At 66.5% G+C, this 21,226-nt stretch carries 18 protein-coding genes and 1 riboswitch; of the genes, 7 read left to right on the forward strand and 11 right to left on the reverse strand.

All coding sequences use genetic code 11. The annotated features are described in order from the left end of the window. Positions 1–28: 28 nt before the first annotated feature. Both Q0Q36_RS13825 and Q0Q36_RS13830 read left to right on the forward strand, forming a co-directional pair. Positions 29–1,468: a DHA2 family efflux MFS transporter permease subunit gene (locus tag Q0Q36_RS13825; protein ID WP_293798764.1), complete on the forward strand. Its 1,440-nt coding sequence runs from the start codon at positions 29–31 to the stop codon at positions 1,466–1,468. A 46-nt stretch (positions 1,469–1,514) separates the two neighbouring features. Then, positions 1,515–1,934 (forward strand): hypothetical protein, encoded by a 420-nt coding sequence (locus tag Q0Q36_RS13830; RefSeq protein ID WP_293798765.1) that lies wholly within the window; start codon positions 1,515–1,517, stop codon positions 1,932–1,934. Here the strand turns inward: Q0Q36_RS13830 and Q0Q36_RS13835 are convergent. Both Q0Q36_RS13835 and Q0Q36_RS13840 read right to left on the reverse strand, forming a co-directional pair. Beyond that, a complete protein-coding gene (locus Q0Q36_RS13835; RefSeq protein WP_293798766.1) occupies positions 1,877–2,611 on the reverse strand; it encodes an RlmE family RNA methyltransferase in 735 nt (244 codons plus the stop codon). The genes Q0Q36_RS13830 and Q0Q36_RS13835 overlap by 58 nt on opposite strands. 10 nt (positions 2,612–2,621) lie before the next feature. Continuing rightward, positions 2,622–3,743, reverse strand: coding sequence for a Ppx/GppA phosphatase family protein (locus Q0Q36_RS13840; protein WP_293798767.1), 1,122 nt, complete (start codon positions 3,741–3,743; stop codon positions 2,622–2,624). A 220-nt stretch (positions 3,744–3,963) separates the two neighbouring features. On the opposite strand from Q0Q36_RS13840, the gene glpK reads away from it, so the two are divergent. Continuing rightward, entirely contained in the window at positions 3,964–5,466 is a 1,503-nt protein-coding gene (glpK, locus tag Q0Q36_RS13845; protein ID WP_293798768.1) for a glycerol kinase GlpK, read from the forward strand. On the opposite strand, the gene Q0Q36_RS13850 is transcribed toward glpK, so the two are convergent. The 5 genes from Q0Q36_RS13850 to Q0Q36_RS13870 form a co-directional block, all read right to left on the reverse strand. Next, a complete protein-coding gene (locus Q0Q36_RS13850) occupies positions 5,458–6,624 on the reverse strand; it encodes a Gfo/Idh/MocA family oxidoreductase (RefSeq protein WP_293798769.1) in 1,167 nt (388 codons plus the stop codon). The genes glpK and Q0Q36_RS13850 overlap by 9 nt on opposite strands. A 65-nt stretch (positions 6,625–6,689) precedes the next feature. Next, on the reverse strand, positions 6,690–7,652 hold the full coding sequence (locus tag Q0Q36_RS13855) for a substrate-binding domain-containing protein (protein ID WP_293798770.1): 963 nt from the start codon (positions 7,650–7,652) through the stop codon (positions 6,690–6,692). A 137-nt stretch (positions 7,653–7,789) separates the two neighbouring features. Next, complete coding sequence (locus tag Q0Q36_RS13860; protein WP_293798771.1) at positions 7,790–8,803, reverse strand: ABC transporter permease; 1,014 nt, start codon at positions 8,801–8,803, stop codon at positions 7,790–7,792. Further along, positions 8,790–10,298, reverse strand: coding sequence for a sugar ABC transporter ATP-binding protein (locus Q0Q36_RS13865; RefSeq protein ID WP_293798772.1), 1,509 nt, complete (start codon positions 10,296–10,298; stop codon positions 8,790–8,792). The genes Q0Q36_RS13860 and Q0Q36_RS13865 overlap by 14 nt, the downstream gene beginning before the upstream one ends. Then, the gene (locus tag Q0Q36_RS13870) at positions 10,295–11,398 is read right to left on the reverse strand and encodes an ROK family protein (RefSeq protein WP_293798773.1); all 1,104 of its coding nucleotides are present in this window, start codon (positions 11,396–11,398) and stop codon (positions 10,295–10,297) included. The genes Q0Q36_RS13865 and Q0Q36_RS13870 overlap by 4 nt, the downstream gene beginning before the upstream one ends. A 303-nt stretch (positions 11,399–11,701) precedes the next feature. Between Q0Q36_RS13870 and Q0Q36_RS13875 the strand changes: the two genes are divergently transcribed. Continuing rightward, positions 11,702–12,757, forward strand: a complete 1,056-nt coding sequence (locus Q0Q36_RS13875; RefSeq protein WP_293798774.1) for a sugar phosphate isomerase/epimerase — start codon at positions 11,702–11,704, stop codon at positions 12,755–12,757. Here the strand turns inward: Q0Q36_RS13875 and Q0Q36_RS13880 are convergent. Genes Q0Q36_RS13880 through Q0Q36_RS13895 form a run of 4 tightly spaced genes read right to left on the reverse strand, consistent with a single transcriptional unit; the run spans position 12,754 to position 17,743 of the window. After that, on the reverse strand, positions 12,754–13,038 hold the full coding sequence (locus Q0Q36_RS13880; protein WP_293798775.1) for a hypothetical protein: 285 nt from the start codon (positions 13,036–13,038) through the stop codon (positions 12,754–12,756). The two genes, Q0Q36_RS13875 and Q0Q36_RS13880, sit on opposite strands and share 4 nt — an antisense overlap. 16 nt (positions 13,039–13,054) lie before the next feature. Further along, positions 13,055–13,321, reverse strand: a complete 267-nt coding sequence (locus Q0Q36_RS13885; protein ID WP_265059544.1) for a hypothetical protein — start codon at positions 13,319–13,321, stop codon at positions 13,055–13,057. A gap of 59 nt (positions 13,322–13,380) precedes the next feature. Beyond that, the gene (locus Q0Q36_RS13890; protein WP_293798807.1) at positions 13,381–16,512 is read right to left on the reverse strand and encodes an efflux RND transporter permease subunit; all 3,132 of its coding nucleotides are present in this window, start codon (positions 16,510–16,512) and stop codon (positions 13,381–13,383) included. Positions 16,513–16,519: 7 nt separating this feature from the next. After that, complete coding sequence (locus Q0Q36_RS13895) at positions 16,520–17,743, reverse strand: efflux RND transporter periplasmic adaptor subunit (RefSeq protein ID WP_293798776.1); 1,224 nt, start codon at positions 17,741–17,743, stop codon at positions 16,520–16,522. Here Q0Q36_RS13895 and Q0Q36_RS13900 point away from each other — a divergent pair. The 3 genes from Q0Q36_RS13900 (at position 17,716) to Q0Q36_RS13910 (ending at position 21,216) form a co-directional block, all read left to right on the forward strand. Then, positions 17,716–18,498 carry a TetR/AcrR family transcriptional regulator gene (locus Q0Q36_RS13900; protein ID WP_293798777.1) on the forward strand — a complete coding sequence of 261 codons (783 nt, stop codon included), beginning with the start codon at positions 17,716–17,718 and terminating at the stop codon, positions 18,496–18,498. The two genes, Q0Q36_RS13895 and Q0Q36_RS13900, sit on opposite strands and share 28 nt — an antisense overlap. Positions 18,499–18,608: 110 nt before the next feature. Further along, positions 18,609–18,884 carry a hypothetical protein gene (locus Q0Q36_RS13905; RefSeq protein ID WP_293798778.1) on the forward strand — a complete coding sequence of 92 codons (276 nt, stop codon included), beginning with the start codon at positions 18,609–18,611 and terminating at the stop codon, positions 18,882–18,884. Between the two features lie 63 nt (positions 18,885–18,947). After that, a riboswitch (cobalamin riboswitch) is annotated at positions 18,948–19,148 on the forward strand. Positions 19,149–19,269: 121 nt separating this feature from the next. Beyond that, complete coding sequence (locus tag Q0Q36_RS13910) at positions 19,270–21,216, forward strand: TonB-dependent siderophore receptor (protein WP_293798779.1); 1,947 nt, start codon at positions 19,270–19,272, stop codon at positions 21,214–21,216. The last annotated feature ends 10 nt before the right edge of the window (positions 21,217–21,226 follow it).

Genomic DNA, 21,226 nt, shown 5'->3' on the forward strand with positions numbered 1-21,226 from the left:
ATTTGTCCAGGCGTGGAAGGTTCGACCCGTGCAGCGCGCCAAACTCCTCCCCCTGATCGTCGCTTGCGCGCTGTTCATGGAGAATACCGATTCGACGGTGATCGCGACCTCGCTACCGGTGATCGCGAAATCCCTCGGCGAGGACCCGATCGCGCTGAAGCTGGCGCTGACCTCCTATCTCGTCAGCCTCGCCGTCTTCATCCCGATCTCCGGCTGGATGGCGGATCGTTTCGGTGCCCGGACGATCTTCCGCTCGGCGCTTGTCGTCTTCCTGGCCGGCTCGATCCTGTGCGCGGTGTCGAATTCGCTCGGCGCCTTCGTCGGCGCGCGCTTCATCCAGGGCATGGGCGGGGCGATGATGGTGCCGGTCGGGCGCCTCGTCATCCTGCGCAGCGTCAGCAAGTCGGAAATCGTCGGCGCGCTCGCCTATCTGACGATTCCAGCCCTGGTCGGCCCGGTCGTCGGACCGCCGCTCGGCGGCTTCATCACGACCTATTTCGACTGGCGCTGGATCTTCTTCATCAACATCCCGATCGGTCTCGTCGGCATCGTGCTGGCGAGCCTGTTCTTCGAGGATATCCGCGAGGAGGATGTGCCGCCCCTCGATATCCGCGGTTTCCTGCTGTCCTCCTTCGGCTTCGCCGCCCTGATGCTCGGGCTCAATACCGGCGGGCGACATCTCGTGCCGGAGGCGGTGTCCTATGGCTGCGTATTGGGCGGCGCGGCTGCGCTACTGGCCTATTGGTTCCATGCGCAACGCGTGCCTTACCCGGTGCTCAACCTGTCGCTGTTCCGCATTCCGACCTTCCGGATCGGCGTGATCGGCGGCTCGATCTTCCGGACAGGCATCGGCGCCATCCCCTTCCTGCTACCGCTGATGCTGCAACTCGGCTTCGGCCTGGATGCGCTGCAGTCCGGATTGATCACCTTCGCCTCGGCGGCCGGGGCACTGATCATGAAGACGCTGGCGAAGACGATCCTGGCGCGCTTCGGCTTCCGTGGAGTGCTGACCGTCAACGCCGTGATCGGCGCCGCCTTCCTGGCCGCCTCCGGCCTGTTCACGCCGGCGACGCCGCACGCGATCATGCTGTCCATGCTGCTGGTCGGCGGCTGCTTCCGCTCGCTGCAATTCACCGGCATCAACGCGCTGAGCTATGCCGACGTCTCCAACCGCGAGATGTCGAGCGCCACCAGCCTGTCGAGCGTCGCGCAACAGCTCTCGTTGAGCATCGGCGTCACGATCGGCGCTTTCGCGCTGGAGACCACCCATATGCTTCACGGCGGCAAGACGCTTGCTGCCGGCGATTTCTGGCCGGCCTTCCTGATCGTGGGCCTCGTCTCGGCCTCATCGGCGCTATGGATGATGCAGCTCGACCCGAATGCCGGTGCCGAAGTCTCGGGCCATGTGCCGGTCAGCGCGCGCAAGATCACGGCCGAAGCGATCGCGGAGCAGAAGCCGCTGGATTGAGCTCTCGCTCGTCACGGCCGAAAAGCGTCTGCATGGATCAGGTTCCATGCAGCGGCGCGGAGGAACGATGCGAAAGGGCTGGCTTTCCTGGCTCGGCTATTGCGTCCTGATCGCGGCATTGCCGCTGGCCATGCTGGGAGCCGTCTCCGAAGCGAACGAATACCGCGCGATGGGCGTCGACGCGCTCGACTGCGACGGGCCGCTCGGCGTGCTTCTCTTCTCGGTCCCTGCCATCCTGATCTATGCGGCCGGCGGGATCCTCAACGCGCGTCGGTTCCGGCGCCGTCGCTCGGCCATGGTGGCCTGCCTCTGCGGGCTGATATGCGTGCCGCTGACGGTCAACATCGGGGCCGCATTGCGCGAGAGCAACCGCCCGGATGTTCGGGACGGCTGCCGTTCCGCTACTGCTCAGTCGGTGGCGCCCTCGGTGTCGCGCTTACGACGATACCCCGTCGCCAGCACGTAGAGCTCCGATGAATCCGCGCGGCTTGCCGCCGGCTTGACGTTACGGACGGTGGTGAAGTCGCGCTTCAGCCCGGTGAGAAGCTCGGCGCTGTCCCCGCCCTGGAACAGCTTGGCCAGAAAGAAGCCGCCCGGCGCCAGCACGCCATGGGCGAATTCGACGGCGGCTTCGGCCAACGCGATGATCTTGAGATGGTCGGTCTTCTTGTGGCCAGTGGTGTTGGCGGCCATGTCCGACATCACGCCGTCAGCGCGGCCGCCAAGACGCTCGGTCAGCAGGGCAGGCGCTTCCTCGGCCATGAAATCCATCTGGATCAGGTCGACACCGGGGATCGGGTCGACGGCCAGCAGGTCGATACCGACGATATGGCCCTTGCCCTGCTCCAGACCGATGCGCTTGGCGGCGATCTGGCACCAGCCGCCCGGCGCGCAGCCGAGATCGACCAGCCGCTGCCCGGGCTTGAGGAACTTGTAGCGGTCGTCCATCTCCTCGAGCTTGAAGGCAGCACGCGAGCGATAGCCCATCTCCCGGGCCCGCTTCACATAGGGGTCGTTGAGCTGGCGCTCGAGCCAGAGCTGCGAGGAATGCTTGAGCTTGCCGGCCTTCTTGACCTTGACGCGCATGTCGCGCGCGCCGGCAGGCTTGCCGCCGGTGTTGCCGCCCGATTTTCCGGTACTCATTGTGTCGAACCTATTTCCGCCGCCACCAGGCGCGGTCCTCATGCATCATGCGCAGCAGGATGCCCTCGCGCAGGCCGCGATCGGCGATGCGGACGCGCTCGCTCGGGAATGCGCGACGGATCGCCTCGAAGATCGCGCAGCCCGCCAGAACCAGATCGGCACGCTCGCGGCCGATGCAGGCATTCGCCGCCCGGGCGGCATAGTCCATCTCGATCAGGCGGTCGATGACCGTGAGGATATCACGCTGATGCATCCACAGCCCGTCGACCTCCCGCCGGTCATAGCGCGGCAGGTCGAGATGGATGCCGGCGACGGTTGTGACCGTGCCGGAGGTGCCGAGCAGATGGAAGCTGCGGGCGTCGCGGGCTCCCGCGGCCTTCTTCGCGAAGGGGGCGAGTGCCTGCGTGCAATCCTCGACCATGCGCTCGAAGAGTTCGCGGCTGACCTCGATGCCGCCATAGCGTTCGGCAACCGTGACGACGCCGATCGGCAGCGAGGCCCACTCGCGAATACGGGCGGCAGGGTCACGCGCCTCGCTGCGGCCGCCAAGCCAGATGATCTCGGTCGAGCCGCCGCCAATGTCGAAGACGATGACGCTTTCGGCCGCGGGATCGGCCAGAGCCGCGCAGCCGGAGACGGCGAGCGCGGCTTCCGTGCGCTGATCGATGACCTCCAGCGACAATTCAGCCTCGGCTGCGACGCGGCGGATGAAGTCGAGCCCGTTGGTGGCGGCGCGGCAGGCTTCCGTCGTCACCAGCCGGGCGCGGGTGACACCGCGATTCGCCATCTTGCCGCGGCAGATCTTCAGCGCCTCGACGGCGCGGTCCATGGCGGCGTCGGCGAGGCGGCTGCTCGCGGCCAGGCCTTCGCCGAGGCGGACGATACGGGAGAAGGCATCGACGACGCGGAAGCCGTGCTGCGCTGGGCGGGCAATCAGGAGGCGGCAATTATTGGTGCCGAGATCGAGCGCGGCATAGGTCGCGCCCGGCGGGCGCGGGGCGGGCTGAACGAAGCTCTTGAAGGGCGCCGGCGTGCCAGACGGAACGGCGCCGGTCCGCTGCGGATCGGCGTCATACCGCTGCGGCCGCGCGGCAGGCGCGACTTCCCGTTGTTGCCGGTCCTTGACCGCCACCGATCCAATCCCTTGACCTGCCCGATGCCAATGGCGCGGGCAGGGGTCGCGGCCCCGCACGACCCTGCTTCTTCATGAGCTAACTACAGGGCAAGCGTCATGCCAAGCAGAACCTTGCCCGGCAGGAGGCTTGCTCGATACCCGGGTGGCTACACGCTTGCGCGAGGACCGGCTGATCGGCCAGTCTCCGCCGACTTGAGAGACCGGGCAGGGAACCGACATGGCCGCCAGACATATTCTCGCCATCGACCAGGGCACGACCTCCTCCCGGGCGATCCTGTTCGATGCGTCGCTTGGCGTGGTGGCCAGTGCCCAGCGCGAGTTTCCGCAGCATTTCCCGGCCTCGGGCTGGGTCGAGCACGAGCCGGAGGATATCTGGGAGAGCGTGCTGGCGACCGCAAGGGAGGCCATCGCCAAGGGCGGCCTGAGCGCCAAGGATATCGCCGGCATCGGCATCACCAACCAGCGCGAGACGACGCTGATCTGGGACCGCCGGACCGGTCGGGCAATCCACCGCGCCATCGTCTGGCAGGACCGGCGGACGGCGAAGGCTTGTGCGAATCTCGTTGCGGCCGGCCATGAGGCGCTGGTCGCCGAACGGACGGGCCTGCGCATCGATCCCTATTTCTCGGCCACCAAGATCGCCTGGCTGCTCGACAACGTGCCGGGAGCGCGGCGCCGGGCGGAAGCTGGCGAGCTCGCCTTCGGCACGATCGACTGTTTCCTGCTCTGGCGCCTGACCGGCGGGTCCGTGCATGCGACCGACGCGACCAACGCGGCGCGCACCATGCTGTTCGATATCAGCCGCGGCGTCTGGGATTCGGACCTGCTCGACCTGTTCGACATCCCGGCCGCGCTGTTGCCGCAGGTGCGCGATTGCGCCGCGCATTTCGGCGATACCGCGCCGGAGCTGTTCGGCGCCTCTATCGCTGTGCGCGGCATGGCCGGCGACCAGCAGGCGGCGACGATCGGGCAGGCCTGTTTCTCGCCCGGCATGGTCAAATCGACCTATGGCACCGGCTGCTTCGCGCTGCTGAACACCGGCGACACGCCGGTTCGCTCGAAACATCGCCTGCTCAGCACCGTCGCCTATCAGCTCGGCGGCAAGCGAATCTATGCGCTGGAGGGCTCGATCTTCATCGCCGGCGCAGCGGTGCAATGGCTGCGCGACGGTCTCGGCATCATCGAGACCGCGAGCGATACCGGGCCGCTGGCGGAAGCCGCCGATCCCGAACAGGATGTCTATCTGGTGCCGGCCTTCGTGGGCTTGGGCGCGCCGCATTGGGACGCACATGCGCGCGGGGCGATGTTCGGCCTGACCCGCAATTCGGGCCCGCGCGAATTCGCACGGGCTGCGCTGGAAAGCGTCTGCTACCAGACGCTCGACCTCGTCGAGGCGATGCGGGCCGACTGGCCCGATGCAGGCGCCGGCAAGCAATCGGTGCTGCGGGTCGATGGCGGCATGGTCGCCTCCGACTGGACGATGCAGCGCCTCGCCGACATCCTCGACCTGCCGGTCGACCGGCCGACCGTGCTGGAGACAACGGCTTTGGGCGCGGCTTATCTCGCCGGGCTCGACGCCGGCTTGCTGCCGGAACCCGATCGCTTCGCCGACATGTGGCGGCTGGAGCGGCGCTTCTCGCCGGCCATGGCGGCGAGCGAGCGCAAGCGCAAGGTCACGGGCTGGCGCGACAGCGTCAGGCGGACTCTGAGCTCAACCTGAGAAGGGCAGCCAGCGCCGCTCAGCCGAGGACGCCACGGCGCATTCGATGAAGCGCACGCCGCGCGCGCCGTCGCTCACCGTCGGATAATCGGCGTCGAGCGGATCGGCCGTCGTGCCGGCCTTGCGGGTGCGGATATCGGCGAAGACGCCGCGATAGATATTGGCGAAGGCCTCGATGAAGCCTTCGGGATGTCCCGCCGGGATGCGGCCGGCGCGCCGCGCCGATTCGCAGAGCCAGGGCGAGGCGCGCGTGAAAATCTCGGTCGGCCCCTCGCGGCGGTGATGGACGAGCCGATTCGGCTCCTCTTGCCGCCATTCCAGCGTGCCGTTCTCGCCGGAGACGCGCAGGCGCAGATCGTTCTCCAGCCCGGCATTGACCTGCGAGGCGACGAGCACGCCGCGCGCGCCGCCCTTGAAGCGCAGCAGCATGCTGGTGTCGTCATCGAGCGCACGGCCGGGCACCAAGGCGCCAAGATCGGCGACCAATTCCTCGATCTGAAGTCCGGTTACGGTCGAGACGAGATTCTCGGCATGGGAGCCGATATCGCCGAGCGCGCCGGCGATACCACTGCGGGCCGGGTCGGTGCGCCAGCTCGCCTGCTTGTTGCCGGTCGTCTCCAGCGCTGTCGCGAGCCAGCCCTGATTATACTCGACCACGACCTTGCGGATGCGGCCGAGCGCGCCCGAGCGCACCATCTCGCGCGCCTGCCGGACCATCGGGTAGCCGGTGTAGTTGTAGGTAACGCCGAAGACCGTGCCGCGTTTGGCGACCGTCTCGACCAGCGTCGTGGCCTGCTGGCCGGTATGGGTCAGCGGCTTGTCGCAGACGACATGGAAGCCGGCTTCCGCAAAAGCCTGCGCGATCGGAAAATGCGTGTCGGTCGGCGTGACGATGACCACGAGATCGACGCGCTCCGCCGCCGAGCGGGCGAGCTCGGCTTCGAGCAAGGCCTGCCAGCTCGCGTGATTATGCTCGTCGGCCAGCCCAAGAGCACGCCCGGATTCGCGGGCGCGCTCGGGGGTCGAGGAGAGCGCGCCTGCGACCAATTCCGCTTGCCCGTCGAGCGCGATGGCATGGCGGTGCACGGCGCCGATGAAGGCATCGCGGCCGCCGCCGATCATGGCATAGCGCAGCTTGGGCGCGGGTTCGTCGTTCATCGCGTGACCTGATGCTCTCGGAGATGCGGCCGCCGCCGTAGCGGCGGCCGATGGGTATTATCCGCTCAGAACGGCGAGTCGGGATGGTAGAACTCCTTGGCGTTGCTCTTGTCGATCAGCACCGAGGGGATGATCGTGGTCGCCGGCAGTTTCTCGCCTTTCAGGCGAGCTTCCGCCGTCAGCTTGATCGATTCATAGATGAATTTCGGGGAATAGCTGACATTGGCCTGGATGCGCGGGTCCTTGCCATCGAGGATGATCTTGATCATGTCCTTGGCCCCGGCGCCGCCGAAAATTACCTTGATATCCTTGCGTCCGGCCTGGTCGATGGCGCGGATCGCGCCGAAGGCCATGTCGTCATCGGCCGCCCAGAAGGCGTCGATATCCTTGAAGCGCGTCAGGAAGTCCTGCGTGACCTTGTAGGCGTCGTCGCGGTTCCAGTTGGCGTATTTGGCATCGAGCAGCTTGATATCGGGATGGCCCTTCAGCACGCCGCTGAACGCGTCCATGCGCTCGTTGTCGAGCGTGGTCGGAATGCCGCGGAGCGCTACGACATTGCCTTTGCCGTTCAGCGTCTTGGCGATGTACTCGGCCGGGATCTTGCCGAAGGCGGTGTTGTCGCCGGCGACATAGGCATCCTGCGCCGAGGTGTCGGTCAGGCCGCGGTCAACGACCGTCACATAGGCGCCCTTGGCCTTCACATTGGCGACCGGCCGGGTCAGCGCCGCCGATTCGAAGGGGAAGACGACGAGCGCGTTGATCTTGGTGACCGCGCTCAGGTCCTGGAGCTGGTTGGCCTGCTCGGTCGCGTTGGCGGCGGTGCGGATGGTGATCTTGAGGTCCTTGTGCTTGGCCTCGAGATCCTTCTTCGCCTGGTTCGCCCAGTAGTTGATGCCGCCCATGAAGCTGTGCGTCGCGGCGGGAATGGAGACACCGAGATTGACGGGTTCGGCCGCGGCGCTCGTCGCTGCGAAGGCGAGGCCCGCGGCGGTGGCGAGCATGAGGCTGCGTCTGGTCTGCTTGGACATCGCTTCTCTCCCTGGTGGACCGCCTAGAGCACGCGCCGATCAGATTGCTGCGCAATCGGATCGGATCACGCGTTCTCTCTTTCTGAGCGAGAGACGGATTCACCGATCAGGCCAGGATGGCCTGATCGGATCCGGCTCTAGCGGCGGCCTTTCTGCAAAAACGCGACGGTGATGATGACGAAGCCCTGCACGGCAGCGTTGAGATAGACGCTGATCAGGCTCGTCAGGTTGAGGATGTTGCTGATCACCGAGAGCAGGATCGCGCCGATGACCGTGCCGGTGATGCTGCCATGGCCACCTTTCAGCGCCGCCCCGCCGACGATGACCGCGGCGATGGCTTCGAGCTCCCAGAGCAGGCCGGTCGTCGGCGAGGCCGAGCCCAGACGCGGCACGTAGAGCAGCGTGGCAACGCCCACACAGAGGCCGAGCAGCATATAGGTGAGAATCTTGACGCGCTCGACATCGACGGCGGCATAGCGCGCCACGGTTTCGTTCGAGCCGATCGCCTGGACATGCCGGCCGAAGATCGTGCGGTTCAGGATCAGCGCGCCGAGCAGCGCGACCAGCAGGAAGACCCAGACCGGGATCGGCACGCCGAGGACGCTGCCGTAATAGACCGGCGCGTAGAGATCGGCCAACGCGTTGTCGAGCGTCAGCGCCCCGCCATCGGCGAAATAGGTGAGGTATGCCCGGTAGATGCCGAGCGTTCCTAAGGTGACGATGAAGGGCTCGATCCGCCCCTTCGCAATCAGGATGCCGTGCAGCAGGCCGAAGACGCCGCCGAGCACGACTGCCAGCGCGGCCCCGCCGATCACCGCCATGATTGGCGAGCCGAAGACGCCGGCCGCCCAGTTGATGAAGAGGATGACGCAGCCCGCGATCAGCGCTGCCATCGAGCCGACCGAGAGGTCGATGCCGCCGAGGATGATGACGAAGCACATGCCGACGGCGATGATGCCGATGAAGGCCGTGCGAGTGAGCACGTTCAGCGCGTTGTCGAGCGTGGCGAAATCGCCGTTGAGCACCGCGCCCGCCGCGCAGAGCAGCACGAGGCCGATGATGGGTCCGAAGGCGGCGATGCGATCGCCAAGCGGCGTGGTTGCCTCGCGGGCGCGGCCTTTGGTACGCTGAACGGCTTCAGGCTGCGACATGGCGGGTCCCCGTGGCATGGGCGATCATCGTCGCTTCGGTCATCTCGTCGCCCTCGACCGAGGCGACGAGCCGGCCCTCGCGCATCACCGCCACGCGATGGGCGAGGCCGATCAGCTCGATCAGTTCCGAGGAGATGACGATCAGGGCGAGGCCCTGGGCCGCGAGCTTCTGGATCAGGAAGTAGATCTCGCGCTTGGCGCCCACATCGACGCCGCGTGTCGGCTCGTCGAGCACCAGCACTCGCGGCGCGGGGTGCAACACCTTGGCGAGCGCGAGCTTCTGCTGGTTGCCGCCCGAGAGCGAGGCCGCCTTCATGCCGAGCGAGCCCGCACGGATGCCAAATTCGGTGACCGCTGCTTCCAGCGCTCGCTGCTCGGCCGCGTGGTCGAGCAGCGGCCTGGCATAACGCTCAAGCGCCATCAGCGTCAGGTTGGGGCGTAGCGGGAAGTCGACATGCAGGCCTTTGCCCTTACGGTCCTCGCTCAGATAGGCGAGTCCGTGGCGGGTGGCGTCGCGCGGTGAACGGAGCTGGACGGCCTTGCCGTCACGCTTGATCGTGCCGCTGGCTGGCCGCAAGCCGAGAATGCCCTCGAACAGCTCGGTGCGCCCGGCGCCGACCAGCCCGGCGAACCCCAGAATCTCCCCCGACCGCACCGCGAACGAGATGTCGCTAGCCCAGCCCGGCACGGAGAAATCCTTGACCGACAAGGCCGGCGGCAGAGCTGGATCAGCGAAAATCTTCTCCGGAAAGAGGTCGGCGATCTCGCGCCCGACCATCATCGTCGCCATCGCGTGGCGGGTGAGCGAGGCGGTCGGAGCGCGGCCAACGAAGCGGCCGTCGCGCATGACGATGACCTCGTCGGTGATGCGTTCGACCTCGTCGAGCTTGTGCGAGATGTAGACGACGGTGATGCCCTCGGCCCGCATTCGCTCGATGAGGGCGAAGAGCCTTCCGGCCTCGGAGGGCGTCAGCGTCGCGGTCGGCTCGTCCATGATCAGCAGGCGCGCTTTTCGCGACAAGGCCTTGGCGATCTCGACGAGCTGCTTCTCGGCGACAATCAGCCGGCGCACCGGCGTGTCCGACGCCCGAGCCAACCCGACCTGCGCGAGCGCGGCCTCGGCTTCACGGCGCATGGCTTCCTCGTCGAGCAGCCAGCCCTTGCGGTGCTCATGGCCGAGGAAGATGTTGCCGGCGATGGTCAGATCCTCGGCCAGGTTGAATTCCTGGTGAATCAGGACGATGCCCTTGGCCTCGGCCGCGCGCGAGCCGGCGAAGGCAATTGGCTCGCCGTCGATCAGGACGCGGCCCTCGCTCGGCTGCTCGTAGCCCGAGAGGATCTTCATCAGCGTCGATTTGCCGGCGCCGTTCTCGCCGAGCACCCCGTAGACCTTGCCGGGTTCGAGGTCGAAGGAGACGCCATGCAGTACCTCGACCGGGCCGAAGCGCTTGACGATGCCATCGAAGGTGATGGTGAGGCCTACGGTCTGGCTCATGCCGGGCCTCCGCTGCGCAACGCCTCGCGCATGGCGAGCACGCCGGCGCCGATCAGTCCGGTCTCGGGGCCGAGTGGGGCGGAGGTGATTTCGAGATGGCGCGTCGAAAGGGCGAGCGAGCGCTGGTTCACGCTCTGGCGGATCGCGGCGAGGAACATCGGGCCGATCGCCGAGACGCCGCCGCCGATGAAGATATGAGAGGGGTTGTAGAAGTTGACGAGCGCCGCCAGCACCTGCCCGATCAATCGGCCGGAGCGGCGCACGATCGCATCGGCCTCGGCATCGCCGGCCCGGCTGGCGGCGCCGATATCGGCTGCTTCGAGCTGGCCTTTCGCCGCGAGGCGCTCCACCAGGGCGGGGCTGAGCCCGGATTGCGCGGCCTCCATTCCCATCGCGACGATAGCAGGCGCGGCGGCCATGGCCTCGACGCAGCCGCGATTGCCGCAGCGGCAGAGCGGGCCTTCGGGATCGGCGCAGATATGGCCGATATCGCCGGCCGAGCCAGTGGAGCCGCGATAGAGCTCGCCATGGCAGACGATGCCGCAGCCGATGCCGGTACCGACCTTGATGACGAGGAAGTTTTCGATCTGCTTGCGCTGGCGCCAGAGCACGCCGAGCGCCATCAGGTTCACGTCGTTGTCGACGAAGATCGGCGCGTCGGTGATCTCGCGCAGGTCCTCGCGGATGGCATAGCTGTCCCAGCCCGGCATCAGCGGCGGATTGACGAGCTGGCCGGCGGCGAAATTCACCGGGCCGGGCACGCCGATGCCGACGGCCAAGACGCGGTCCGGCGCGATACCGTTCTGGGCCAGCATCGCCGGCAGGAGGGTGCGCAGGCGGGCCATGATCGGGCCGGGGCCGGCCTGGACATCGGCCTCCTGCGCATGGCGGGCGATGATGCCGAGATCGGGGCGGAGCAGCGCGATATCGAGGCTGGTCGCGCCGATGTCGACGCCGACGAGCACGCCGATGCGACGATGGACGCAGAGGGTTTCGGGACGCCGGCCGCCTGTGGAATGCTGGACGCCGGCCTCGTCGAGCAGGCCTTCCTCGATCAACCCGGCGGCGATCGCATTGGTCTTGCTGCGCGAGAACTGCAAGGCATCGGCGAGCGCATGGCGGGCGGCGCCCCCGGACCAGAAAGTGGCCTCGAGCAGCGCGAGCTCATCCGGGCTCAGCCTGTGCCAGGGCAGGGCGATCGCAGCCTCCTGTCGTTTCCCGCTCGGCCTTTTGGCGGCCGTTGCAATGCAGGCTATGGGACGGTCTCGAAAGTGCTCAAGACCGAACTTCAGCCTAATTCAGGCAGAAGTTAAATTGAAAGCGAGACGGAGATCGGGCGCCCGCGATCTGGACGCCCGGCCGATCCTTGGGCGAAGCTGTGCGCAACGATGGAGGAATAGCCGATGCCGGCGACGATGCAGGGCCCTGCGATCTTTCTTGCCCAGTTCGCCGGCGACAAGGCGCCGTTCGACAGCTGGTCCGGCATCACAGCCTGGGCCGCTGGCCTCGGTTATCGCGGCGTGCAGTTGCCCAGCGGCGACAGGCGCTTCTTCGATCTGGAAAAGGCGGCAGCTTCTCAGGATTACTGCGACGAGATCACCGGCGTCGCGCGTGAGCACGGCATCGCGATCACCGAGCTTTCGACTCATCTGCAAGGCCAGCTCGTCGCGGTTCACTCAGCCTATGACGCGGCTTTCGACATCTTTGCCCCGGCGGAATTGCGCGGCAAGCCGAAGGAGAGGCAGGCCTGGGCGGTCGAGCAGATGAAGCTTGCCGCCAAGGCCTCGCGGCGGCTCGGGCTGTCCGGCTCGGTCAGCTTCACCGGCGCGCTGGCCTGGCCTTTCCTCTACCCCTGGCCGCAGCGGCCGGCCGGGCTCGTCGATGAGGCCTTCGGGGAGCTTGCGCGGCGCTGGCGGCCGATCCTCGATATTTATGAGGAGGAGGGTGTCGATGTCGGATTCGAGATCCATCCGGGCGAGGATGTCTTCGATGGTGCGACCTTCGAACTCTTCCTCGACCGGCTCGGCGGGCACAGGCGCTGCCGGATCAATTACGATCCCTCGCATTTCCTGCTGCAGCAGCTCGACTATCTCGCCTTCATCGATATCTATCACGAGCGCATCAGCGCCTTCCATGTGAAGGATGCCGAGTTCCGGCCCGATGGCCGGCAGGGCGTCTATTCCGGCTTCTCGCCCTGGATCGGAAGAGCCGGGCGCTTCCGCTCGCTCGGCGACGGGCAGGTCGATTTCAAGGCGATCTTCTCGAAGCTCGCGCAATACGGCTTCGACGGCTGGGCCGTGCTGGAATGGGAATGCGCGCTGAAGCACCCCGAGGACGGCGCGCGCGAGGGCGCCCGCTTCATCGCCGATCACATCATCCGCGTGACGGAAACGGCCTTCGACGATTTCGCCGGCGGCGGCGATCCGGGGCTGGCGCGGCAGATGCTGGGGCTGAGTTAAGACAGGCGCCGGTCGAGCGTTTCGGCGATCCGCGCGACGAGCGCGGCGTGGTCGGCCAGCATGTCCTGCAACGGGCCGATCGGGCGGAAGGCGCGCGAATCCTGCGCTTCCTCGCCCTCGTTTTCCCATGCCTCAATCGCCTCGTCGGCGGCTGTTAGCCAGGCTTCCTGCAATGCGCCTTCAGTCGGGCTGCCGGCTTCCAGCGCAAGGCGCTCAGCAATGCGATGGCGCAACGCGTCGCGGGCGGCACGGAGCGCGTCGAGTTCGTCGGTATAGCGCATGGATGCTGCGCGTCGCTCAGTGGACGGTGGCGAGGTCGTCGTCGTCCGGGTCGATCAGGCGATCGAGGCCGAGCTGCTCGACCCCGTCGGCGAACTCGGCGAAGGCATCGGCATCGGTGGCGAAGGCGTCCTGCCAGACGGTCGAGCCGCCTTCCTCGTCGACGAGCTCGAGGGTCCAGCCGTCGGTGCCTTCGATCTTGTAGATCTCCACCCGCACGGTGACTCCGTCATGGGTGAAGGTCTGTGACAGGGGCGAGCGGATGATGTCGGGGAATTCAGTCATCGCCGCAGTCTAGCACCTTCGAAAGCGGGGCGCAGCCGTCGCCAGCGGCGCCCCGTCATTCATTCAACGGCGGTTGCCGCGGCCGGCTCGGTGCGGCGCCAGCGCCGGACGAGGCGCACGACGCCGACATAGAGCAGCGGCACGAAGAAGACGCCGATCACGGTCGCGGCGATCATGCCGCCCATCACGCCGATGCCGATCGAGTTCTGGCTTCCCGATCCAGCGCCCGTGGCAACGGCCAAAGGCGTCACGCCCAGCACGAAGGCGAGCGAGGTCATCAGGATCGGCCGCAGGCGCTGGCGTGCCGCCTCCAAAGTCGCCTCGACGAGGCCCTTACCCTTGGCTTCCTGCTCGATCGCGAACTCGACGATCAGGATCGCGTTCTTGGCCGCGAGGCCGATCGTGGTGAGCAGGCCGACCTTGAAATAGACGTCGTTGGTCTGGCCGAAGAGCGTCGCCGCGAGCAGGGCGCCGAAGATGCCGATCGGCACCGAGAGCATGACCGCGAAGGGGATCGCCCAGCTCTCGTAGAGCGCCGCGAGGCAGAGGAAGACGACCAGCATCGAGATCGCGTAAAGCGCGACCGCCTGGCTGCCCGAGAGCTTCTCCTGGAAGGAGAGGCCGGTCCATTCATGGCCGAAGCCCGGCGGGAGCTGCGTCATCAGCTTATCGATTTCCTCCATCGCCGCGCCGGAGCTGACACCCGCGGCAGCCGCGCCCTGGATCTCGACGGCAGCCGCGCCGTTATAGCGCTCGAGCCGCGGCGAGCCGTAGGTCCAGCGCCCGCTGGAGAAGGCCGAGAACGGGACCATCTCGCCGCCTTGATTGCGGACATACCAGCGCCCGATATCGTTTGGCTGCATGCGGAAGGGCGCATCGGCCTGGACATAGACCGATTTCACCCGGCCACGGTCGATGAAGTCATTGACATAGGCCGAGCCCCAGGCCGTCGACAGCGTGTTGTTGATCGCGGCGAGCGGCAAGGTGAGGGCGCTTGCCTTCTCCTGATCGACCTCGACGGCGTATTGCGGGGTGTCCTCCTGGCCGTTCGGGCGCGTGCCCGTGAGCTGCTTGCTTTGCGCTGCGAGCCCGAGAAGCTGGTTACGCACCTCCATCAGGCGGGTGTGCCCGGCGCCTGCGATATCCTGCAGGTAGAAGTCGAAACCTGCCGTGTTGCCGAAGCCCTGGATCGCCGGGGGAGCCAGCGCGTAGACCGTGCCGTCCTTGATCGAGCGGAAGGCCCCCATGGCACGCGCCGCGATGGCCTGGGCCGTCGCCTGTTTGCCGACGCGGTCGGCGAAGGGCTTGAGGCGCACGAAGGCAAGGCCGACATTCTGCCCCTGGCCGCCGAAGCCGAAGCCGGCGACGGTGAGCACGCCCTCGACGAGGTCCTTCTCCTTCTCGAGATAGTGCTTCTGCACCTGATCGAGCACGCGTAGCGTCCGGTCCTGCGTCGCGCCAACAGGCAACTGCACGCTGGTGAGCAGGATGCCCTGGTCCTCGTCGGGGAGGAAGGAGGAGGGCATGCGGGCGAAGAGCCATGCCATGCCGCCGCTGATCAGCAGGAAGACGAGCAGGAAGCGCAGAGGCCGGCCGATCATTCCGGCGACGCCGGAGCGGTAGCCGTTGGTAGTGCGCTCGAAATTGCGGTTGAACCAGCCGAAGAAGCCCTTGCGGTGAGCGTGGTCGCCGGCCGGCTTGAGCAAGGTCGCGCACAGGGCAGGGGTGAGCACCAGCGCGACCACGACGGAGAGCGCCATCGCGGTCACGATCGTCACAGAAAACTGCCGGTAGATCACGCCGACCGAGCCGCCGAAGAAGGCCATCGGCACGAACACGGCCGAAAGCACGGTGGCGATGCCGACCAGCGCGCCGGTGATCTCGTCCATCGACTTGATCGTCGCTTCCTTCGGCCCGAGCTTCTCTTCCTGCATCACGCGTTCGACATTCTCGACCACGACGATCGCGTCGTCGACGAGCAGGCCGATGGCCAGCACCATCGCGAACATCGTCAGCGTGTTGATCGAATAGCCGGCGAGTGCCAGCACGCCGAAGGTGCCGAGCAGCACGACGGGCACCGCCAGCATCGGGATGAAGGTCGCGCGCAGGTTCTGCAGGAAGACGAACATCACGATGAAGACGAGGATGATCGCCTCGAACAGCGTGTGCACGACCTTGTCGATCGAGAGCGTGACGAAGGGCGTGGTGTCGTAGGGATAGGTGACCTCGACGCCTTCCGGCAGGGTCTGCTTCAGGCGCTCGATGGTCGCGGTCACCGCCTTGGCGGTGTCGATCGCGTTGGCACCGGTGGCGAGGCTGATGGCGAGGCCGGTCGTCGGCTGGCCATTATAGCGCGAGGAGGTGTCGTAGCTCTTGGCGCCGAGCTCGACGCGGGCGACGTCGTTCAGGCGCACGATCGAGCCCGACGAGCCGCTCTTGAGGATGATGTTCTCGAATTGCTGGACCGTCTGGAGCCGCGACAGCGCGGTCACAGTGGCGTTGAGCTGCTGGCCGCCGACCTGCGGCAGGCCGCCGAGCTGGCCGGCCGAAACTTGCGTGTTCTGGGCCTCGATCGCGGTGGCGATGTCGCTCGGCATCAGCGCGTATTTGCGCAGCTTGTCGGGATCGAGCCAGATGCGCATCGCATAGCCGGCGCCGAAGAGCTGGGTCGAGCCGACACCCTCGACGCGCTTCAGCGTGTCGTTGAGGGTCGAGTCGACATAGTCGGCGAGGTCGGTGGTCGACATCCGCCCGTCCTTGGAGACGAAGGCTGCGACCATCAGGAAGCCGGTGGACGCCTTGGCGACCGAGATGCCGGTGCTCTGCACTACCGATGGCAATTGCCGGGTGACGAGCTGCAGCTTGTTCTGCACCTGCATCTGCGCGACGTCGGGATTGGCCTGGCTGTTGAAGGTCAGGGTGATCTGCGCGTTGCCGGTCGAGGTCGAGGTCGCCGTCATGTATTGCAGGTTGTCGACGCCGGTCATGCCCTGCTCGATGACCTTGGTCACCGAGTTCTCGACGGCCTGCGCGTCGGCGCCGGGATAGTTGGCGCTGATCTGGACGGTCGTCGGGGCGATCTGGGGATATTGCGATATCGGCAGCGTGCGCAGCGCGAGCAGGCCCGCCAGCATGATGACGATGGCGACGACCCACGCGAAGATCGGCCGTTCGATGAAGAAGCGTGACAGCATGGCGTCAGTTCTTCGCCGTGTTGCCGTCGGCCGGCAGCTCGGCCCGGCGATGGGCGGATTTGAGCTCGCCAGTGGCCTCGTCGACGCTGACCTCGTTCACCGTCACGGTCTGGCCCGGGCGCACGAGCTGCCCGCCTTCGACGATGACGCGTTCGCCATCCTTGACGCCGCTATCGACCAGCCAGTTGTTGCCGATATTGCGGCGTGTGGTCAGCACGCGTTCCTCGACCTTGCCGTCGGCCGAGACGAACTTCGCGGTCGCCTCACCCTTGGTGTTGCGTCCGACCGCACGCTGCGGCAACAGGAAATTGTTCTCGGCGATGCCTTCCTGGATCACGGCGCGGACGAACATCCCCGGCAGCAGGATCCGCTCCGGATTGGGGAATTCGGCCCGGACCGTGAAGGTGCCGGTGGTCTCGTCGATATTGGCCTCGGCGAATTCGAGCTTGCCGGACTGGGGGTAGGCGTCGCCGGTGTCGAGCTTCAGCTTCACCGCGACATTGGGCCCGGTGAACTTCAAGCGGCCGGAGGCGACATCATTGCGGAACTTCAGCAGGTTGGTGCTGGACTGGGTGACGTCGACATTGATCGGGTCGAGCTTGCGGATCGTGGTCAGGATCGCCGCCTGGTTCGCCGTGACGAGCGCGCCCTGGGTCAGGGCCGACTTGTCGATGCGCCCGTCGATCGGCGCGGTGACCTTGGTATAGGCGAGGTTGATCTTTGCAGTCTCGACGCTGGCCTTGGCGGCTGCGACGTCCGCCTGGGCCTGGTTGAGCGTGGCAGCGGCGTCATCGGCATCCTGTTTGCTGCCGGCATTGCGCAAAAGGAGTTCGCGATAACGGTCGGCCCGGACCTGGGCGTTGACGGCGGCGGCCTCGGCCTTGCGCTGGGCGGCGACGGCGCTGTCGAGAGCAGCCTGATAGGGCGCCGGATCGATCTCGTAGAGCACCTCGCCGGCCTTGACCTCGCTGCCCTCGCGGAACAGCCGGGACTTGATGATGCCACTGACCTGCGGGCGAATCTCGGCGATCAGGTTCGCGGAGACCCGGCCGGGCAGCTCTGCCGTGATCGCGACGGGTTGCGGGTGCAGCGAGACGACGCTGACCTGGAGCTGCGGCTGCGGCGGAGGCGCCGCCTTCTCGGAATTGCAGCCGGCCAGTGCCGCCGCGAGCAGGAGGGCGCCGGGCAAGGCGTAGCGGGATGGCGAAGGGGCGCGCTCGGCCAGCATGCAATCTCTCTTTTTGGAAACTAACGAGTTTCTTATCTCTTGATTTCTGTGCCTGTCAAACCGAAGAATGCGGCGCGAGCACGGACGCGATCATGACAAGCAGTAAAATCAGTGAGATGACGGGGCAGCAGGGCCGCGGGCGTGGACGACCCAAGACACGCTCCGACGAAGCCGAGCGGCAGCGGATCGTGCAATCCGCCCGCGATCTGTTCCTCGATGTCGGCTATGGCGGGACGACCATGGATGCGGTCGCGGCGCGCTGCGGCGTTTCGAAGCGCACGCTCTATCAGCTGTTCCCAGCCAAGACCGACCTGTTCCGCGTCATGGTGGCCGATCACCGGCGCTCGATGCTGGCGCTGCCGCGCGACCCCGATGAGGACCTGCCGTTGGCCGAGGCGCTCGCTGCGATCTTCCGGCTCGAGATCGACGAGATCGACAATCGCGACCGACTGGCCTTCATCAGGCTGGTGCTCGCCGATTCCGATCGCTTCAGCGAGATCGGTGAGATGATCGAGCAGGAGGGGGCAGGACCCGCGCGACGCCTGCTTGAGGACTGGCTCTCCGTTCAGCAGGAACGAGGCAGGCTTCGCGCCTTTCCTGCGGATGCACTCGCCCGCATGCTGATGGACATGGTCTTCTCGGTGCTGATCAAGCGCTTTCCCGGCGACCGGCTACTTACGGTGGAGGACCGGGCCAGCCATGCCAGGCTTTGCCTTGAGGTGTTCGTGCAGGGCGCGGCGACGACGGCTGATTGATCTGGGTAGGCGTCTCGCTGTTCCTGCACGATGCCGGAATGCGCCTGCGAATGACGGGCCTTGGAACTGCCGGCTGCCGGTGTCCGTTCATCTCGCAGGAGGACGCGCCGATGACCAAGGTTCACAATCGGGCTACGGACGCCCCAGCGACCTACAACACCGCTCGACGGCCGGGACAGCCTGGGGAGGAGGGCGAGAATCGGGCTGGTCCGAACCCGCGTTCGATGCACCCGACCGGCCCCCATGCGCCTTATGAGCCGGATGACCCGGAAGGGCTGGCTGCCGAGAAACATCACTCGGAGCCCGTCGAACTTGAAGACAAGACGGCGGACACACGCAAACCAAGCGGGACGATCAAGGTGGTCGATCTCGGGAAGAAGGGGTAGCGCGCCGGACCGGGGCAATGATGGAGGGGCAGCTCCAGTCCGTTGACGTTGCCTCATTCGCGCCGTAATCGTCGTCGGGACGGTTCCCTCACGGGATCAAAAGGGAACGCGGTGCGGGTGGCCTTGCCACCCCATGCCGCGGCTGCCCCCGCAACTGTAAGCGGCGAGCCTTTCGCCACACGCCACTGGGGCCTCGGACCTGGGAAGGCGGTGAAAGGCACAGACCCGCGAGCCAGGAGACCTGCCGTCAGCCGTGGTCACACGCGGACACGTTCGGCCGGGGTGCGCCGATCGCTGATTCGACTGTTCGCCGTCTTTCGCGCGGCTGATGGGAGATCGCGTTCGCGGTGACGTGCCACTGACGTCAACGCCCGAGGTCTCCATCGTGAACGTCTTCCTCCAGGCCGCCGGACGCGGCCGCTTTCTGCTATCCGCTTCCTGCCTTGCCATCGCCGGTGCTGCTGCCCCGGCTTTCGCTCAGAGCGCGCCCGCAACCGTGGCCCTCGATGAGATCGTCGTCAGCGCCACGGGCACGCCGACCCCGGCGCGCGAGATCGCGAGCTCCGTGACAGTGATCACCGCCAAGGAGATCGAACAACAGCAGCGCCGCACCCTGCCGCAGGCGCTGGCCGCCGTGCCGGGGCTCAACATCGTCCAGATCGGCGGCCCGGGCGGCCAGACCTCGGTCTTCATACGTGGCACCAACTCGAACCACGTCAAAGTCCTGATCGACGGCATCGAAGCCAATGACGCCTCGACGCCGAACCGCGCCTTCGATTTCGGCTCGATGGTGACCGACGATATCGAGCGCATCGAAGTTTTGCGTGGACCTCAGAGCGGCCTCTACGGCGCCAATGCGATCGGTGGTGTGGTCTCGATCACCACGAAGCGCGGCGAAGGCCCGCCGAAGGTGACGGCCCGCGTCGAGGCCGGCTCGCAAGGCACCTTCAATCAGTCAGCCGGCTTCAGCGGTGGCGACGATCGCTTCAACTACGCCTTCAATGTCGCCCATAACCGCTCGGACTCGACCGATTCAGTTCCGCCAGGCCTGATTCCGCGGGGCGTGCGCGTACGGCCCTACGCCTATGATTCCTATACCTATTCCAGCCGGATCGGGGTCGCGCTCTCCGATACGCTCAGCCTCAACTGGGTCGGCCGCTATACCGATGGCAAGTTCCTGTCGGCCTATGATGCCGGGTTTCCGAGCCGCCCGACCGCCTATCGCTCCAGCCAGAACTATGCCCAGGCCTTTACGCGCGGCGAGATTGTCTGGGATCCGCTCGGTGGCCGTTTCGTCAATACCTTCGGCGTCTCCTATTCCAACCAGGATCGGTCGTCGCGGGCGCCTTCGGCGATGACCGGGCTCCTTGGATTGCCGACCGAGTATCTCGGCGAGCGCACCAAGCTCGACTGGCGCGGCAATCTCGAGATTGCCAAGGGTCACAACGTCATCATGGGCCTGCAATATGAGCGCGAGCGGTTGGACACGACGAGCTTCGTCGCCTCCAACGGCAACAAGGCGGGCTATATCGAGTACCAGGGCAATATCCAGGACCGCTATTTCCTGGCGGCGAACACTCGCCATGACGTCGACGACGCCTATGGCGGCCACACCACCTGGCGCGTCGCGCCGGCGATGATCGTGCCGGGTACGGAGACCAGGCTGAAGGCGAGCTACGGCACCGGCTTCAAGGCGCCGACCCTGAGCGAGCTCTTCGTCGACTATCGCCCCGGCTTCAATTTCCACGGCAATCCCGACCTCAAGCCGGAGCAAAGCCGCGGCTGGGATCTCGGTTTCGAGCAGCCGCTTTTCGACAGGCGCCTGCTGGTCGGCGCGACCTGGTTCCAGAACCACATCGACAACCTGATCGTCACCAACGCCAAGGGCGATTCCTACGCGAATGTCGGCAGGGCGCGGACCAAGGGCGCCGAGGCCTTCGCGGCACTGGAAATCTCGCCGCAGTTCCGGATCCGCGGCGACTATACCTTCACCCTCGCCAGGGACGAGATCGCCCGGCAGGAGCTGCTGCGCCGGCCGCGTCATAAGGCGAGCCTGACCGCGACCTGGACGCCGATCGAGAAGCTCAGCCTCTCGACGACGCTGATCTATGTGGGCTCCTGGGTCGACGGCAATCGCGACTTCTCGGTGCGCCGCCTGAACGCCAAGGGGGCGACGCTGGTCAACCTCGCCGCGGAATACAAGGCGACCGATAAGGTGACGGTTTTCGGACGGATCGATAACCTCTTCGACAAGCGCTGGGAGAATCCGGTCGGCTTCCTCGTGCCGGGCTTCGGCGCCTTTGGTGGTATCAGGGTGGCCTTCGGCGGATGAGACGGTTTCG

The organism is uncultured Allobosea sp., from assembly GCF_945957345.1.
GTDB lineage: Bacteria > Pseudomonadota > Alphaproteobacteria > Rhizobiales > Beijerinckiaceae > Allobosea.

Excerpts from the sequence above, each read along its gene's own strand:
- Q0Q36_RS13885 (WP_265059544.1), bottom strand. The coding sequence starts at position 13,321 with ATGACTGAATTCCCCGACATCATCCGCTCGCCCCTGTCACAGACCTTC.
- Q0Q36_RS13835 (WP_293798766.1), bottom strand. The coding sequence starts at position 2,611 with ATGAGTACCGGAAAATCGGGCGGCAACACCGGCGGCAAGCCTGCCGGC.
- Q0Q36_RS13830 (WP_293798765.1), top strand. The coding sequence starts at position 1,515 with ATGCAGCGGCGCGGAGGAACGATGCGAAAGGGCTGGCTTTCCTGGCTC.
- Q0Q36_RS13850 (WP_293798769.1), bottom strand. The coding sequence starts at position 6,624 with ATGAACGACGAACCCGCGCCCAAGCTGCGCTATGCCATGATCGGCGGC.
- Q0Q36_RS13905 (WP_293798778.1), top strand. The coding sequence starts at position 18,609 with ATGACCAAGGTTCACAATCGGGCTACGGACGCCCCAGCGACCTACAAC.
- Q0Q36_RS13895 (WP_293798776.1), bottom strand. The coding sequence starts at position 17,743 with ATGCTGGCCGAGCGCGCCCCTTCGCCATCCCGCTACGCCTTGCCCGGC.
- Q0Q36_RS13880 (WP_293798775.1), bottom strand. The coding sequence starts at position 13,038 with ATGCGCTATACCGACGAACTCGACGCGCTCCGTGCCGCCCGCGACGCG.
- glpK (WP_293798768.1), top strand. The coding sequence starts at position 3,964 with ATGGCCGCCAGACATATTCTCGCCATCGACCAGGGCACGACCTCCTCC.
- Q0Q36_RS13855 (WP_293798770.1), bottom strand. The coding sequence starts at position 7,652 with ATGTCCAAGCAGACCAGACGCAGCCTCATGCTCGCCACCGCCGCGGGC.
- Q0Q36_RS13865 (WP_293798772.1), bottom strand. The coding sequence starts at position 10,298 with ATGAGCCAGACCGTAGGCCTCACCATCACCTTCGATGGCATCGTCAAG.
- Q0Q36_RS13875 (WP_293798774.1), top strand. The coding sequence starts at position 11,702 with ATGCCGGCGACGATGCAGGGCCCTGCGATCTTTCTTGCCCAGTTCGCC.
- Q0Q36_RS13860 (WP_293798771.1), bottom strand. The coding sequence starts at position 8,803 with ATGTCGCAGCCTGAAGCCGTTCAGCGTACCAAAGGCCGCGCCCGCGAG.
- Q0Q36_RS13900 (WP_293798777.1), top strand. The coding sequence starts at position 17,716 with ATGGCGAAGGGGCGCGCTCGGCCAGCATGCAATCTCTCTTTTTGGAAA.